At 73.3% G+C, this 14678-nt stretch carries 13 protein-coding genes; 5 read left to right on the top strand and 8 right to left on the bottom strand.

What is annotated here, in order from left to right; genetic code table 11:
• The first annotated feature begins 770 nt into the window (after positions 1-770).
• Positions 771-3056 carry a sodium-translocating pyrophosphatase gene (locus AB0G11_RS08405; protein ID WP_219509554.1) on the top strand — a complete coding sequence of 762 codons (2286 nt, stop codon included), beginning with the start codon at positions 771-773 and terminating at the stop codon, positions 3054-3056.
• 335 nt (positions 3057-3391) lie between these two features.
• Positions 3392-3868, top strand: coding sequence for a histidine phosphatase family protein (locus tag AB0G11_RS08400; RefSeq protein WP_357584739.1), 477 nt, complete (start codon positions 3392-3394; stop codon positions 3866-3868).
• On the opposite strand, the gene serB is transcribed toward AB0G11_RS08400, so the two are convergent.
• From serB to AB0G11_RS08385, 3 genes are read right to left on the bottom strand one after another with little or no spacing between them, the layout of a single operon-like run.
• Positions 3840-5075, bottom strand: a complete 1236-nt coding sequence (serB, locus tag AB0G11_RS08395) for a phosphoserine phosphatase SerB (protein ID WP_219509556.1) — start codon at positions 5073-5075, stop codon at positions 3840-3842. The genes AB0G11_RS08400 and serB overlap by 29 nt on opposite strands.
• A 51-nt stretch (positions 5076-5126) precedes the next feature.
• Positions 5127-6137, bottom strand: a complete 1011-nt coding sequence (locus AB0G11_RS08390; RefSeq protein WP_219509557.1) for an S-adenosylmethionine:tRNA ribosyltransferase-isomerase — start codon at positions 6135-6137, stop codon at positions 5127-5129.
• Positions 6134-6790 carry an SDR family oxidoreductase gene (locus AB0G11_RS08385; protein WP_219509558.1) on the bottom strand — a complete coding sequence of 219 codons (657 nt, stop codon included), beginning with the start codon at positions 6788-6790 and terminating at the stop codon, positions 6134-6136. Before AB0G11_RS08385 ends, AB0G11_RS08390 begins: the two co-directional genes overlap by 4 nt.
• 93 nt (positions 6791-6883) lie before the next feature.
• On the opposite strand from AB0G11_RS08385, the gene AB0G11_RS08380 reads away from it, so the two are divergent.
• Both AB0G11_RS08380 and AB0G11_RS08375 read left to right on the top strand, forming a co-directional pair.
• A complete protein-coding gene (locus AB0G11_RS08380) occupies positions 6884-7999 on the top strand; it encodes a GAF domain-containing sensor histidine kinase (protein ID WP_308125972.1) in 1116 nt (371 codons plus the stop codon).
• The gene (locus tag AB0G11_RS08375) at positions 7996-8613 is read left to right on the top strand and encodes a response regulator transcription factor (protein WP_219509560.1); all 618 of its coding nucleotides are present in this window, start codon (positions 7996-7998) and stop codon (positions 8611-8613) included. The genes AB0G11_RS08380 and AB0G11_RS08375 overlap by 4 nt, the downstream gene beginning before the upstream one ends.
• Here AB0G11_RS08375 and AB0G11_RS08370 read toward each other — a convergent pair whose 3' ends face one another.
• The gene (locus AB0G11_RS08370) at positions 8614-9339 is read right to left on the bottom strand and encodes a hypothetical protein (RefSeq protein WP_219509561.1); all 726 of its coding nucleotides are present in this window, start codon (positions 9337-9339) and stop codon (positions 8614-8616) included. It abuts the gene before it with no gap.
• Positions 9340-9407: 68 nt separating this feature from the next.
• Between AB0G11_RS08370 and AB0G11_RS08365 the strand changes: the two genes are divergently transcribed.
• Positions 9408-10196: an ABC transporter ATP-binding protein gene (locus AB0G11_RS08365; RefSeq protein ID WP_219509562.1), complete on the top strand. Its 789-nt coding sequence runs from the start codon at positions 9408-9410 to the stop codon at positions 10194-10196.
• Here the strand turns inward: AB0G11_RS08365 and AB0G11_RS08360 are convergent.
• The 4 genes from AB0G11_RS08360 to AB0G11_RS08345 are packed head-to-tail and all read right to left on the bottom strand — an operon-like array spanning position 10193 to position 14600.
• Positions 10193-11368, bottom strand: a complete 1176-nt coding sequence (locus tag AB0G11_RS08360; protein ID WP_357584737.1) for an ABC transporter permease — start codon at positions 11366-11368, stop codon at positions 10193-10195. The genes AB0G11_RS08365 and AB0G11_RS08360 overlap by 4 nt on opposite strands.
• 4 nt (positions 11369-11372) lie before the next feature.
• Positions 11373-12044, bottom strand: a complete 672-nt coding sequence (locus tag AB0G11_RS08355; protein ID WP_219509564.1) for an ABC transporter ATP-binding protein — start codon at positions 12042-12044, stop codon at positions 11373-11375.
• Entirely contained in the window at positions 12037-13731 is a 1695-nt protein-coding gene (locus tag AB0G11_RS08350; protein ID WP_357584736.1) for a peptidoglycan-binding protein, read from the bottom strand. The genes AB0G11_RS08355 and AB0G11_RS08350 overlap by 8 nt, the downstream gene beginning before the upstream one ends.
• A complete protein-coding gene (locus AB0G11_RS08345; RefSeq protein WP_357584734.1) occupies positions 13728-14600 on the bottom strand; it encodes a hypothetical protein in 873 nt (290 codons plus the stop codon). The genes AB0G11_RS08350 and AB0G11_RS08345 overlap by 4 nt, the downstream gene beginning before the upstream one ends.
• Between the last annotated feature and the right edge of the window lie 78 nt (positions 14601-14678).

Here is a 14678-nt window from a genome sequence, read left to right as displayed (position 1 = left end):
CGGCCGGTGGAGTGGCCACGCGAGGTGGCGGCGGGGTCAGCTTGTGGGACGGCCGGTGGGGGGCCAAGCGAGACGGCCGATGGGTTCGGCGTGCGAGGTGGCCGGCGGGGTCATCAGCCGAGGGCTTGGGCGATCGGTGGGGGTGCTGGGGGGATGGTGCGGAGCCCTTGGGGCCGATGTGGGAGGGTTTTGGGGGCCCAGGGTCGCTGGGTGAGAGCTCGGTGTCTGGTCTTCGCCGGCTCGACGGGGCGTCGGGGGCGCTGTAGGGCCGTCACAAGCGTCCGTGCGGCCGGTTGAGGGCAGTTGCGCGGTCCGGGGGCGGTGCGCGCACGTACGAGCTTCTGGGGGCCTTCGGGCGAACCTGGAGCTGCTACCGCCAGTGCACCCGCCTTTGACCGGTGGCCGATGAGCGGCGCGGGGCTGCGACGTGGCTCGGGCCCGGCAATGGGGAAGATCGGCGAAACGCCCGGGCGGCATTTTCGGTCAGCACTTTTCTCACAGTAGTCACGCCCGTAAAGTGCCGGAAATATCATCTTCTACTTCGCGAATCGCCGTCCTGTCTGGGGCTTACTGGACAGGCGCGCAAATGCCCGCCCTCAGAGCCTTCATATCTGCGAATCCCCTGCGTAGACTCCCGGCACCGGCCAAGGTGATCCGGCGCACACTGCGGATTCAACCGGAAGCGGCACCCACAACCCGGATGGTGCCGCACCGCCCGCCGATATTGCAGCACCGCCCGGGCAGGACGACCGGTCTTGCCGAGGAGAACGATGTCAAGCCATCTGCTGGCACTGGAGCCAGCGTCCAATCTGGCCCTGAGTTCGAGCAATCTCACCATTGTGATCGTGGTCGCCGCGGTCGCGCTGATCGCGCTAGCCGTCGCCGGCGGTCTGGTGCGCGAGGTGCTGGCCGCTGACCAGGGCACGGAGCGCATGCAGAACATCGCCCGTGCCGTGCAGGAAGGGGCAGCCGCATATCTGACGCGGCAGTTCCGTACGCTGGCGATCTTCGTCGTCGTGATCCCCTTCCTGTTGCTGCTGCTTCCGGGCGAGACCGACGTACGTGTCGGCCGCTCGATCTTCTTCGTGGTCGGGGCGGTTTTCTCCGCGCTGACCGGGTTCATGGGCATGTGGCTGGCCGTGCGCGGCAACGTGCGCGTCGCCGCGGCCGCCCGCGAATCGGGCGAGAAGCGCGCGATGCGCATCGCGTTCCGCACCGGCGGCGTGGCCGGCATGTTCACGGTGGGCCTCGGCCTGCTGGGCGCGGCCGTCGTCGTCTTCTTCTACCAGGGCAACGCGCCGGGCGTGCTCGAAGGCTTCGGCTTCGGCGCCGCGCTGCTCGCGATGTTCATGCGTGTCGGCGGCGGCATCTTCACCAAGGCCGCCGACGTGGGTGCCGACCTGGTCGGCAAGGTCGAGCAGGGCATCCCTGAGGACGACCCGCGCAACGCCGCGACCATCGCCGACAACGTGGGCGACAACGTCGGCGACTGCGCCGGCATGGCGGCCGACCTGTTCGAGTCCTACGCCGTCATGCTCGTCGCGAGCCTCATCCTGGGCCGGGTGGCCTTCGGCGAGGAAGGGCTGATCTTCCCGCTGATCGTCCCGATGATCGGCGTGCTCACCGCGATCATCGGCATCTTCGTCACCCGCATGCGCGACCGCGACCGCAACGGCATGGCCGCGATCAACCGCAGCTTCTTCATCTCCGCGGCGATCTCGGCGGTGCTGGTCGCCGCCGCCGCGTTCTGGTACCTGCCCAGCAGCTTCAGCGGCCTGAGCGGCGCGCAGGTGCAGTCCGACGCCGACCCGCGGATCATCGCCATCGGCGCGGTGCTCATCGGACTGGTCCTGGCCAGCGCCATCCAGCTGCTCACCGGCTACTTCACCGAGACCAACCGCCGCCCGGTGCGCGAGATCGGCGAGAGCTCGGCGACCGGCCCGGCGACCGTCATCCTGGCCGGCATCAGCGTCGGCCTGGAATCGGCCGTCTACTCGGCGCTGATCATCGGCGGCGCGGTCTACGGCGCGTTCCTGCTCGGGTTCGGCAACGTGACGGTCGCGCTGTTCGCCGTCGCGCTCGCCGGCACCGGGCTGCTGACCACCGTCGGCGTCATCGTCTCCATGGACACCTTCGGCCCGGTCTCCGACAACGCGCAGGGCATCGCCGAGATGTCCGGCGACGTCGAGGGCGAGGGCGCCCGCGTCCTCACCAGCCTCGACGCGGTCGGCAACACCACCAAGGCCATCACCAAGGGCATCGCGATCGCCACGGCGGTGCTCGCGGCCACCGCGCTGTTCGGGGCGTTCCGGACGGCAGTGGAGAGCGAGCTGCCGCAGGGCGCCGTGTTCAACCTGGGCATCGACGCGCCGAACGTGCTGGTGGGCCTCATCATCGGCGCCGCGGTGGTGTTCCTGTTCTCCGGACTGGCGATCTCGGCCGTCGGCCGGGCCGCGATGCGCGTGGTCTTCGAGGTACGCGACCAGTTCCGCAACAACCCGGGCATCATGGACGGCAGCGTGAAGCCCGAGTACGGGCGCGTCGTCGACATCTGCACCCGCGACTCGCTGCGCGAGCTGGCCACGCCCGGCCTGCTGGCGGTCATGACGCCGATCGCGGTCGGCTTCGCGATGGGTTACGCGCCGCTGGGCGCGTTCCTCGCCGGTGCCATCGCGTGCGGCACGCTCATGGCGGTGTTCCTGTCCAACTCGGGCGGCGCCTGGGACAACGCCAAGAAGCTCGTCGAGGACGGTCACCACGGCGGCAAGGGGTCCGAGGCCCACGCGGCCACGGTCATCGGCGACACCGTCGGCGACCCGTTCAAGGACACCGCCGGTCCGGCCATCAACCCGCTGATCAAGGTGATGAACCTGGTGGCGCTCCTGGTCGCGCCGGCCGTGGTGCTGTACGCGGACAACGCGATGCTGCGCATCGGGATGACCGTGGTGGCCGTGGGCGTGGTGGTCGTGGCCATCATCGTCTCCAAGCGCCGCTCGGTGAACGCCGAGCCGGCCAACAACGACAACCACCGCGAGCAGGAGCCCGTGGCCTCCTGACCCGCCCGCGAACGCCCGCTCCCGAGCCTGGGGGCGGGCGTTCGCAGTGCCTGCCCCGGTGAGCACTCCCCGTAGCCTCCCGACCGGCCTGTGAGCGCCCCGCCCCGTAGCCTCCCGACCGGCCCCGCCCCCTCCTGACCCGTCCGCGATCCCCCCGGGCGTTACGGTGCGGCCGTGGTCATCCGGGAGGGGTGTTCGCCGGGCGGGCGGCCCCGGTGGGAAACTGGGCGGATGGACGAGAAGCCGCCCAACGGCGGGAAGACGCTGGCCATCATCCTGCTCGCGATGCTGGCGATCCTGGCGGTGCTCGTAGGGCTGGCCGTGTGGGCGTCGAGATGACGGGGCCGCGTACGTTGATCGTGCTGCGGCACGCCAAGGCCGCCCAGGACGTCGGCGTCTCGGACCGGGAGCGGCCGCTGACGGAGCGGGGCGAGCGTGACGCGGTGCGGGCGGGGGCGGAGATCAGGGCGCTGGGCCTGGAGCCCGACCTGGTGATCTGCTCGCCGAGCCGGCGCACCACGCGCACCGCGGAGCTGGCCTTCCCGGGCGTCGAGGTCGACTACCAGCGGGACGTCTACGGCGCCTGGCCGGAGGAGCTGCTGGAGATCGTGCGCAGGGCGGATCCGGAGCGCCGGACGGTGGTGCTGTGCGGGCACAATCCGGGCGCCCTGGATCTGGCGATGCAGCTCACGGGCGGCGATTTCGGCTTCCGGCCGGGGGCGTTCGCGGTGATGGAGGTGGAGTCGGCGTGGGCGGAGCTGTGGCCGGGCGGCGGCCGCCTGGTCACGCTGTGGGACCCCAAGGAGCCGTGAGCAGCGCGTCCTCGGCGTCGGCGGCCTCGACCTCGTCCCGGGAGATGCCGAGCAGGTAGAGGATGGAGTCGAGGTAGGGCGTGTTGACAGCGGTGTCGGCGGCCTGCCGGACGACGGGTTTGGCGTTGAAGGCGACGCCGAGCCCGGCGGTGGCGATCATGTCGAGGTCGTTGGCGCCGTCGCCGATGGCGACGGTCTGGCTGATGGGCAGCCCGGCCTCCTTGGCGAACCGCTCCAGCGCCCTGGCCTTGCCGGGGCGGTCGACGATCTCGCCGACGACGCGGCCGGTGAGCTTGCCGTCGACGACTTCGAGCACGTTGGCGGCGGAGTAGTCGATGCCGAGGTCGTCGACGAGCGCGTCGGTGATCTGGGTGAAGCCGCCGCTGACGATGGCGAAGCGGTAGTCGAGCCGCTTGAGGGTGCGGACGAGGGTGCGGGCGCCGGGGGTGAGCACGACTTCCTTGCGCACCTGCTCGAACACCTCGGCGGGCAGCCCTTCGAGGAGGGCGACGCGGCGGCGCAGCGATTCGGCGAAGTCGAGTTCGCCGCGCATGGCCTCCTCGGTGACGCGGGCGACCTCGTCGAGGCAGCCGGCGTGGGCGGCGAGCAGCTCGATGACCTCGCCCTGGATGAGGGTGGAGTCGACGTCCATGACGATGAGCCGCTTGGCCCGCCGGGACAGCCCGGTGCGCTGCACGGCGACGTCAACCTGCTGGAGGGCGGCCTCGGCGGCGAGCTCGATGCGCAGGGCGTCGGGGTTGGCGCCGGAGACGGACAGCTCGATGCAGGTGACGGGCCACTGGGCAAGGCGTTCGATGCGGTCGATGTTGGCGCCGGCGGCGGCGATGCGCCCGGCGATGCCGGCGATGGCGGCGGGCTGGAGGGTGGGGCCGAGGACGCTGACCGACAGCCGGCCGCGGCGGCGCTGTTCCTTGGCCGTGGAGCCGGTGGAGAGCTCGACCTCCATGCCGAGGTCCTCGGCGATCTGCTCGACGGCGGTCCACATGGCGCCGAGCGTGGTGCCGGTGCCGGTGGAGGGGCCGCCGGCGTAGGCGACGAGCACGCCGAGGGTGAGCCTGCCGCGGATGACGACCTGCTCGATGTCGGCCACGGTCACCGGAAAACCAGACAGGACGGAGAAAAGTCTCGAAGTAACGCCCGGGCGGTCAGGGCCGGTAAATGTGATCAGGAGGGTGCGCTGGTCCACATTCAGCCACGGTACTGCGCCCGTTCGTGTGCTCGCGTACCAGGTGCCCTCCTATGCCGAGAGGATCAGGTGGGTGTCGCCGAACTCGTGCCACAGGTACCGCTCCCGTATCGCCGCCTCGTAGGCCCGCCTGAGCGGCTCCTCGCCGGCGATGGCGGTGAGCATCTGCAGGTGGCTGGAGCGCGGCTCGTGCAGGCCGGTGATCAGCCCGGTGACCGCGCGGACGCCGTCGTCGGGCGTGACGACGCGGGTGGTCCAGCCGGTCGAGGCCGACACCCGCCCGTCGGCGCCCGCGGCGGTCTCCAGCGCGCGCACCACGGTCGTGCCCGCCGCCACCACCCGGCCGCCGCTCCGCCTGGCCAGGTTGACCAGCCGGGCGGTGGACTCGGGCACCTCGTAGCGCTCGGCGTACGGGGGCTCGTCCTTCTCGGGTGAGGCCACGCCGGTGTGCAGGGTGATGGGCGCGATGCCGATGCCGCCGGCCACCAGCGCGGTCACCAGCTCGGCGGAGAACGGCCGCCCGGCGCTGGGCATCTCGGCGCTGCCCGGCACGGTCGCGAACACGGTCTGGTAGGCGTCCAGCGGCCAGTCGCGCTCCACGTACGAGTAGCGGATGGGGGCGCCGTGCTCGCGCAGGTAGGCGGGCACGTCGCGGTCGAGGGAGGCCCGCCACAGGCGCGGCGTCTCCCGGCCGAGCAGCCGCAGCGTGGCGCGTCCCGGCAGCGGCAGCCACTCGCCTGCCTCGCCGCCCAGGTACGGCTCCGACGCGGTGGACGTACGGCGGCGCAGCTCGACCAGCCAGGTGCCGTCGTCGCGGGCGGTGGAGAAGTGCACCGCGAGCCGGTCCAGCCGGACGGCGGCCGGCAGGGTCGCGGAGTTGTTGACCACGATCAGGTCGCCGGGAGAGAGCAGGCCGGGCAGGTCGGTGAAGCGCCGGTGCAGGGGCTCGCCCGCGCCGGGGGAGACCAGCAGCCGCACCCCGTCCCTGGTCAGCCCGCGCGCCTCGGGCGGCTCGTGGGCGGACAGCGCGGGCGGGAGCGCGAAGTCGAGTGCCGTGCTCATTGCAGGCTCACCCTGCCGCTCGCGGGCCGGGTCCTGATCAGGTCGTGCAGCGTGGCGGCGACCTTGGCGGGGTCGCCCGCGGCGGCGGCCTCGTCGGCGCCCACGGCGTCGGCCAGCATGCGGGTGTTCATCTCGCCGGGGTCGACCCACCAGACGGCCAGGCCGGGCTCCTCGGCGGCGAGCACGTTGGAGAGCTGGTCGAGCGCGGCCTTCGTGGCGCCGTAGCCGCCCCAGCCCGGGTAGGCGCCGGTGGCGGCGTCGGAGGAGACGTTCACGACGGCGCCGCGCCGGGCGCGCAGCGCGGGCAGCGTGGCCTGGACGAGCGCCAGGGGCGCGGTCACGTTCGTCTCCAGCAGCTCCCTGAACTCGGCCAGCGGATACGCGGCCAGCGACGGCAGCGGGGTCGCGCCGAGTCCGCTGGCGTTGTTGACCAGCAGGTCCAGCTCGGGTACGGCCGCCGCGAGGCGGGCGACGTGGGCGGGATCGCGCACGTCGCCGGGCAGCGCGGTGGCGCCCAGCTCGGCGGCGGCCCGGTCGAGGTCGGCCGCTCCTCTGGCGGTGAGCACGAGGTTCCAGCCGGCGCCCGCCAGGGACCTGGCCAGGGCGAGGCCGAGACCGCGGGAGGCGCCGGTGATGAGTGCGGTGTTCGTCATGACTCGACGGTAGGAACCGGCGGACGCGGGCACATCGGTCGCTGGCCCCGCCCGCGGCTGGGCACTTCGTCCTAGGACCTTAGAGTGGACCGCGTGACGGCGGACCGAGACGAGATCCTGCAGGCGGTGAGCTCCGCCGTGCTCGCGGTCACCCGGCACCTGTCGGTGCGGGAGGTGCTGCAGGTCATCGTGCGCTCGGCGCAGCGGCTGCTGGACGCCCGCTACGCGGCTCTCGGCGTGCCCGATGACGACGGCTCGTTCGCCGAGTTCGTCGCCGAGGGCATCACCGACAAGCAGTGGGACGCGATCGGCCCGCTGCCCCGCCAGCATGGCATGCTCGGCGCGATGCTCCGCGACGGGGTCCCGGTCCGGCTGCCCGACCTGCGCGAGGACGAGCGGTTCGAATACTGGCCGAAGGCGCATCCGGTGATGAAGGACTTCCTCGGGGTCCCCATCCTCGACGGCCGCCAGACGCTCGGCATCATCTTCCTGGCCAACAAGCGCACGCCCGGCGGTTTCACCCAGGCCGACCAGGAGCTGCTGACGCTGTTCGCCGCGCACGCCGCCATCGCGCTGACCAACGCGCGGCTGTACGAGCGGGGCCGCGAGCTGGCCATGCTGGAGGAGCGCAACCGGATGGCGCGCGAGCTGCACGACGCCGTCACGCAGAAGCTGTTCTCGCTCCGGCTCACCGCGCAGGCCGCCGCCGCGCTGGTGGAGAGCGCGCCGGACAAGGCCGCCGCCGAGCTGGAGCGGGTGCAGCGGCTGGCCGGCGAGGCGCTGGCGGAGCTGCGCGCGGTGATCGTGGAGCTGCGCCCGGCGGAGCTCGACCGGCACGGGCTGTCGGAGACGCTGCGCAAGCACGTGCGCATGCTCGACCGGCTGCACCCGGCCTCGGTCAGCTACGAGTGCGCCGAGGTGCCGCCGCTGGGCTCGGAGTCGGAGGTGGTGGTGCTGCGGGTGGCGCAGGAGGCGCTGCACAACGCGCTCAGGCACTCCGGCGCCTCCGAGGTGGCCGCCAAGCTGTCGCACGAGGGCGGCAGGCTGGTGCTGACCGTGCACGACAACGGCAGCGGTTTCGAGCACGGCGAGACCCGGGGGCTCGGCCTGGTGTCGATGCGTGACAGGGCCGAGTCGGTGGGCGGGCGGATGAGCGTCGAGTCCGCCCCTGGCCGTGGGACGACCGTACGCGTGGAGGTGGACGTGTGATCCGGGTGCTGATCGCCGACGACCATCCGGTGGTGCGGCAGGGCCTGCGCACCTTCCTCGACCTGCAGGACGACATCACGGTGGTGGGCGAGGCGGCCGACGGGGAGCAGGCCGTCGCCCTGGTCGGCGAGCTCGCGCCCGACGTGCTGCTGCTCGACCTGAGGATGCCGGTGCTCGACGGCCTCGGCGCGCTCGGCAGGCTGACCGGCTCGGCGACCCGGGTACTGGTGCTGACCTCGGTGAGCGACCGGTCCGACGTGGGGCCGGCGATGCGCGCGGGCGCGTCGGGGTTCCTCTACAAGGACGTCGACCCGACCGCGCTCGTGCAGGCCGTGCGCGCCGTGCACGAGGGCCAGGTGCTGCTGGCGCCGGAGGCGGCGGAGGCGATGCTCAACGGCGGCGGCTCGGGCGTGCCCACGTCGGTGCCGCTGACCGAGCGCGAGCGGGAGGTGCTGGCGCTGATCGCGGCGGGCCGGTCCAACCGGGAGATCGCCCGCAGCCTGGCGGTCGCGGAGAAGACGGTCAAGACGCACGTGTCGAACGTGCTGATGAAGCTGGGGGTGCAGGACCGGACCCAGGCCGCGCTCTACGCGGTCCGGCACGGCCTGACCTGATCAGCGTCCCTGCTCGTTCCTGACCGGCTCGAAGATCGCGTGGTGCGCGGCCACGACGGCGCGGCGCACGGCGCGGTCCAGCTCGCGCAGGGCGGCCCCGGCGTCGGCGAGCTGGCCCGCGGTGAGCCCGCGCTCCTCGGCCAGCCGCAGCACCGCGCCGAGCCGCGTGGCGAGCGCCGACACGCGGTGGGCGCGCCCCGGATAGCCGGGGGCGAGCTCGCCGCCCTGCCCGACGTGTTCGGGGCGGCTCTGCGCGGGCCCGCCGACGGACGTGAGCGCCTGCGTGGCCGACCGCATGGCCTCCGACAGCTCCCGCTCCGCCTCGGCCACCGACGGCAGGTCCTGCCGGGCGGGCCCGGTTTCCTGTACGTCCAGCCGTACGCCGACATAGGACGACCCGCGCAGATCGAGCGACGGGACCAGGCCGAGACACCGGTCGGGCAGCACCGCGATGACGGCCTGCCCGGCGTCGACCGCGGCGGAGTTGAACGACGGCGGCCCGGACAGCCCGAGCGGGTCGCCGGGCGCCGGGAGCGCCAGGCGGAGCTCGGCGAGCCGGTCGGCACGCAGGTTTGCCAGGTAGCGGCGCAGCGGCACCTCGCCGGCGACGGTGGGCCCGCCGACGGCTTCGACGTGGTCGACGGCCTCGTCAAGACCGACATGACCGGCGAGCCAGGCGTTCCCCCAGGCGACGAGCGCGGCACAGACAGGCGATTCAGGGTGCACCGATCCACGATAAGCGCTCGCCCTGCAATAGGTTTGTCCCAAGGGTCACTCCTGGAGGAGGAACGGGGATGGGTGGTCAGGTGCTGCGGTTCCAGGATGTCGCCTACAGGCGCGACGGGGCGACCCTGCTACGCGGCATCGACTGGACGGTCGAGGAGGACGAACGCTGGGTCGTGCTCGGGCCGAACGGGGCGGGGAAGACGACGTTGCTGCAGGTGGCTGCCACGCTGCTGCATCCCAGCGACGGGGTGGCCGAGGTGCTGGGGGAGCGCATCGGCGTGGCCGACGTGTTCGACCTGCGCCCGCGCATCGGGCTGGCCAGCTCGGCGCTGGCCGAGCGCATCCCGCCGGACGAGAAGGTCATCGACCTGGTGCTCACCGCCTCCTACGCGCTGCTGGGGCGGTGGACGGAGGAGTACGACTCCAACGACGTCACGCGGGCCGTCGAGCTGATCGACATGATGGGCGCCGCCCACCTGATCCGGCGGCGGTTCGCCTCGTTGTCGGAGGGTGAGCGCAAGCGGGTGCAGATCGCCCGCGCGCTCATGCCCGACCCGGAGATGCTGCTGCTCGACGAGCCGGCGGCCGGGCTCGACGTGGGCGGGCGCGAGGACCTGGTGCGGCGGCTGTCGGTGCTCGCGGGCGACTACCGCTCGCCCGCGCTGGTGCTGGTGACGCATCACGTGGAGGAGATCCCGGCCGGGTTCACGCACGGGCTGCTGCTGCGTCACGGCTCGGTGGTGGCGCAGGGGCCGCTGGAGCACGTGATGACGGCCGACAACCTGTCGCAGACGTTCGGCGTGCCGCTCGCCCTCGACCGCAGCGCCCAGGGCCGCTGGTACGTGAGGCCGTACTAGCGCAGCGCCTCGACCGGCTCCAGCCGGGCCGCCCGCAGCGCCGGGTAGAGCCCGGCCAGCAGGCCGACCAGCGCGCCCGCGACCGGCGCGGCCAGGGCGAGGCGGACGTCGAGCAGCGGCGTCCAGCGCTGGACGGCCGACACGGCGACGACGGCGACGACGCCCACGCTGGTCCCGATCACCCCGCCGGCCAGCCCGACCAGCGTCGACTCCAGCAGGAACTGGCCGGCGACGTGCCTGCGGGCAGCGCCGAGCGCCCGGCGCAGCCCGATCTCGGGCACCCGTTCCATCACGGTGACGAGCGTGACGTTGGCGATGCCGACCGCGCCGACCACCAGCGACACCAGGCCGAGGATGAGGAACAGGCCGTTGAGGTCGTTCTGGACGCCGTCGCGGGCACGCTCGGGGCTGGGCGGCTTGACGACCTGGAGCAGGGCGTGGTCGGCGGGGCTGAGCGCGAGCGGGGCCTGGCGGGCGACCAGGTCGGCGGCCCCGAGGTCGGTGGCGACCAGCACGCGGGTGACGTCGCGCAGCCCGAACTCGGCGCCGGCCGTGGGCGGCACGATGACGGCGCCGGTCAGGATGCGCTCCCGCTTCAGGTCGCCGACGACGCCGATGACGCTGTAGGGGCGGCCGCCGACGAAGATCGCGGGCTGTCCGTCCAGGCCGCCGATGCCGAGCATCCGCGCAGCCTGCTCGCCGAGCACGGCCACGCGGTCGCCGCGCCGCACGTGCCCGGCGTCGAAGAAGCGGCCCCGGACCATCCGGCCCCGGGCGGCCTGCGGCAGGCTCGGCGTGGCGGCCACGACGGCGAGCGACTGGCCGGTGATCCGGGTGGGGTCCACCAGGGCGTTGGCGGTCACCGTCAGGTTGGAGCTCTCCTCCGTCTGGGCGATCGCGGTGACGGCGGCGACGCCGCGCAGCCGGGTGAGCTCATCGGCGGCCTCCCAGGTGACCAGCGGGTCGTCGTCCCGCGGCACCTCGACGGTGAGCGCGGTCGCGGTCAGCTCGTCGAACCGGCCGACGATCTGGTTGCCCGCCGTGCCGGCGACGCCCAGCGTGACGACCAGCGTGGCGATGCCGATCACGGTGCCGAGCGTCGTCAGGGCCGAGCGCAGCGGGCGGGCCAGCACGCCGGCGAGGGCCTCCGTCCAGAGATCGCGCGGATCCACCCGTTCACTCCTCCGTCAGGATGCCGTCGGTGATGCGCACCCGCCGTCCGGCACGCGCGCTCACCTCGTCCTCGTGGGTGATGACCACGATCGTGTGCCCCTGCTCGCGCAGCTCGTCGAGCAGGTCGAGGACCAGGGCGGTGTTGCGGCTGTCGAGGTTGCCGGTGGGCTCGTCGCACAGCAGCAGCGAGGGCCGCCCCATCAGCGCGCGGGCGATGGCGGCGCGCTGTCTCTCGCCGCCCGACAGGCGTCCGGGCATGAACCCGGCGCGGTGCGTCATCCCCACCCGCTCCAGCGCCCGTTCGGCGCGCCGCCACCGGTTGCGCCGGTCGCCGCCGTACACCTCGGCCAGGGCCACGTTCTCCAGCACGGTCCGGTGCGGGAGCAGGTGGAACGCCTGGAACACGAAGCCGATCCGGCTGCCGCGCACCCGGGTCCGCGCGCCGTCCTTCAGTGTGGTCGTCTCGATCCCGTCCAGCCGGTACGACCCCGAGGTGGGCCGGTCGAGCAGGCCCAGCGTGTTGAGCAGCGTGGACTTGCCGGAGCCCGACGGGCCCACGACGGCCACGTAGTCGCCCTTCGCCACGCTCAGCGACACCCGGTGCAGCGCCCGCACGGGCGGGTCGGCGGGGAACTCCCGGCTGACGTCGGTGAGCCGGATGACCGGGTCATCCATCGCTGACCACCACCCGGTCGCCCTCCTTGAGCGCGGCCGTCCGTACCGGGGTGATCTGGACGGTTCCGTGCGCGGTGAGCCCGGTGCGCACCTCGACGTCCTGGGCGCGGTCGGGGGCGCTCTCCACGCGCACCCGCGCCCGGCCGTCGGCCGAGGTGACCACCGCCGTGACGGGGACGGTCAGCACCGCGCTCCTGGTCGAGCCCACGGCGATCTTCACGGTCACCGGCGCGCCCACGGCGGCGCGCAGGCCCTTCGCGGCGGCGGGCGTGATGAGGACGGGCACCGTGCCGGCCCCGGGCTCGGCGTCCGCGGCCCTGTCCACCCGCGCGCCGGGGCCCTTGGCGGTCAGCCGCGCCCGGTACGTGCGGCCGTCGGACAGCTCGACCACCGCGGCCATGCCGGGCTTGAGCAGCCTGCCTTCGGCCTCGCCGACGGAGCCGGTGACCATGAACGCGGTGTTGGTGACGGTGGCCACCTCGTCCTCGACCCGTTCGCCGGCCCGCGCCTCGGCCTTGTGCAGCCGGGCGGGCAGTTTCGGGAGGAACACGATCTCGCCGGGCGGGACGCTGACCCCGTACGTCCTGCGGTACTCGGCCAGTGTGGCCCGCGCGCTCGCCACGTTCCGGCGCCCGTTGGCGATCTTCAGGCGCAGCGGCGAGGTCTCCTTGGCGCGCTTCAGCGCCTGGCCGGCGGTGAGCACGGCCTCCTCGGCGGTCCTGACGGCCTTGCGGAGCTCCGCCAGGCGCGCGTCCCTGGTGGTCGCGGCCTCCTCCAGGAAGAGGTCCACGGCCCGCCGCGCCGACTCCAGGTCCCGCTCGGCGTTGGCCGCCTTGAGCTCCAGCAGCCGCCTGTCGTCCTCGGGCTTGGCCGCGGCGAGCGCCTGGCGGGCGGCCAGCAGCTCCTCCTCGGCGGCGCGTACGGCCTGGTGCAGGGCGTCGAGCCTGCCCTCGTCCGCGGGGGTCGTCTCCGCCTGCTCTGCCTCGGCGAGCGCGCTCTCAGCCTCGGCCAGATCCTGGCGGGCGTGGTCGAGCGCGACCTTGAGCGGCCGCACCTCGCGGCCCGCCTCCAGCGCCTTGCGGTCGGTCAGCAGCGTCTCCTCGGCGGTCTGTACGGCCTGGCGGAGCTGGTCGAGCGTCTGCCGGGCGGTCAGGTCGGGTTCCTGGGCCCGGTAGCCCTTCCTGGCGTACCAGCGCCGGACGGCGGAGGCGGTGGCCGCGTCGAACACCCCGGTGGCCGCCGTGCCGTGGCCGAAGCGCCGCAGCGCCCGCTGGAGCTGCCTGACGTCGGCGCCCTCGGTGCCGGGGGCGATCGTCCGGTGCATCGGCACCCTGCCTTCGAGCGCGAACACCGGCCGGCCGTTGACCTCCATCAGGACCGACCCCTCGGCGAGCCGGCCGGGACGCGGGGCGCGGGTGACGCGCTGCGCCTCCGCCGTGCCGCCGACCGCCCCGGCGAGCGTGACGGGCAGCGGCGAGCCGTACTCCAGGGTGCCGCTGACCGCGACGGTGCTGGTCAGCTTCTGCCGCCGCACCGGCGCGGTCACCAGCGACGGCGCGGGCGCCTGGCGGGCGGCGGCCTCGTCGGCGGGGGAGCGCAGCCGGGAGCCCACCGCCCAGCCGGCGCCCGCGATGACGAGCACGCCGGCCAGGACGCCGCCCAGCACCCGCCGGGGACGCCGGGTCACGACCGCTCCAGGGCGAACTCCTCCAGCATGCGGCGGTCGATCTCGGTCTTCCTCGGCTGGTAGGCCGCGTAGAAGTCCTTGCCGCACTCCAGGTCGTCCAGTGCCGCCTTGATCTCCTTGTCCAGGTGCGGCCTGGCCTGGTCGGCGGTCATCTCCGGGATGATGATCGCGTTCTCGTTCTTGGACCCGGCCATGCCCGGCTGCTGCTCGCGGCCGATCTCGGTCATCTCGTCCTGGAACCGGTCAGGCCCCCGCCGGGCCAGGGCCGAGGGCTTGGCCGAGGCGACCGCGTAGCCCTTGCCCTTGAGGCAGTCGCCCATGGCGGCGGCCAGGTCCACCAGGCCGGGGTCGCCGTCGATCTCGCGGGCCACGTTGCGCTTGACCGTCTGGGCACCCTGCTTGAACAGGTCCATCTTGCTCTTCACGTCCTTGCCGAGGGCCTGCTTGGCCGCCTTGGAGTAGCAGGGGTCCAGGGCCGCGTAGTAGGCGCCGGTCTGGGTTTCCGACAGCGAGCTGACGATCTTGTCGTTGGGGTTCGAGGGGCCCGCGTCTCGGGGCATCGTGCCGGGGCCGTTCGGGTAGACGATGCTCGACCAGACGCCGAAGCCGTACTTGGCCCGGTGCGCCTTCGTGGCCTCGTAGTCGCCCGAGTCCCGCCTGCGTTCCTCGTCGGTCACCGTGGCGGCCGGGGGGACGTAGGGGACGTACTCGAAGCCCTTCTGCTTCATGCAGTCGGCCAGCACGGTCTGGAGCTGACGCTGACGGTCCTGGGACGACGGCTGGGCCGCCTCCGGCTGTGCGGCGGGCGTGCTTCCGCAGGCGGCGAGCGCCAGGGTCAGCAGGGCGGCGGCGGCGAGTCGTCGGTGCACGGTGAGCTCCTTGCGTTCGAGGGCATGGCGAACCGGGCGCGCGTCGCGGGAGCGACGCCGCCGGGGGGAGTGGAGGGG

Source organism: Nonomuraea sp. NPDC023979 (genome assembly GCF_040639085.1).
Lineage (GTDB): Bacteria > Actinomycetota > Actinomycetes > Streptosporangiales > Streptosporangiaceae > Nonomuraea > Nonomuraea ceibae.
Note: the sequence above shows the minus strand (reverse complement) of the source record. Positions and strands in the feature narration are given on the sequence as shown.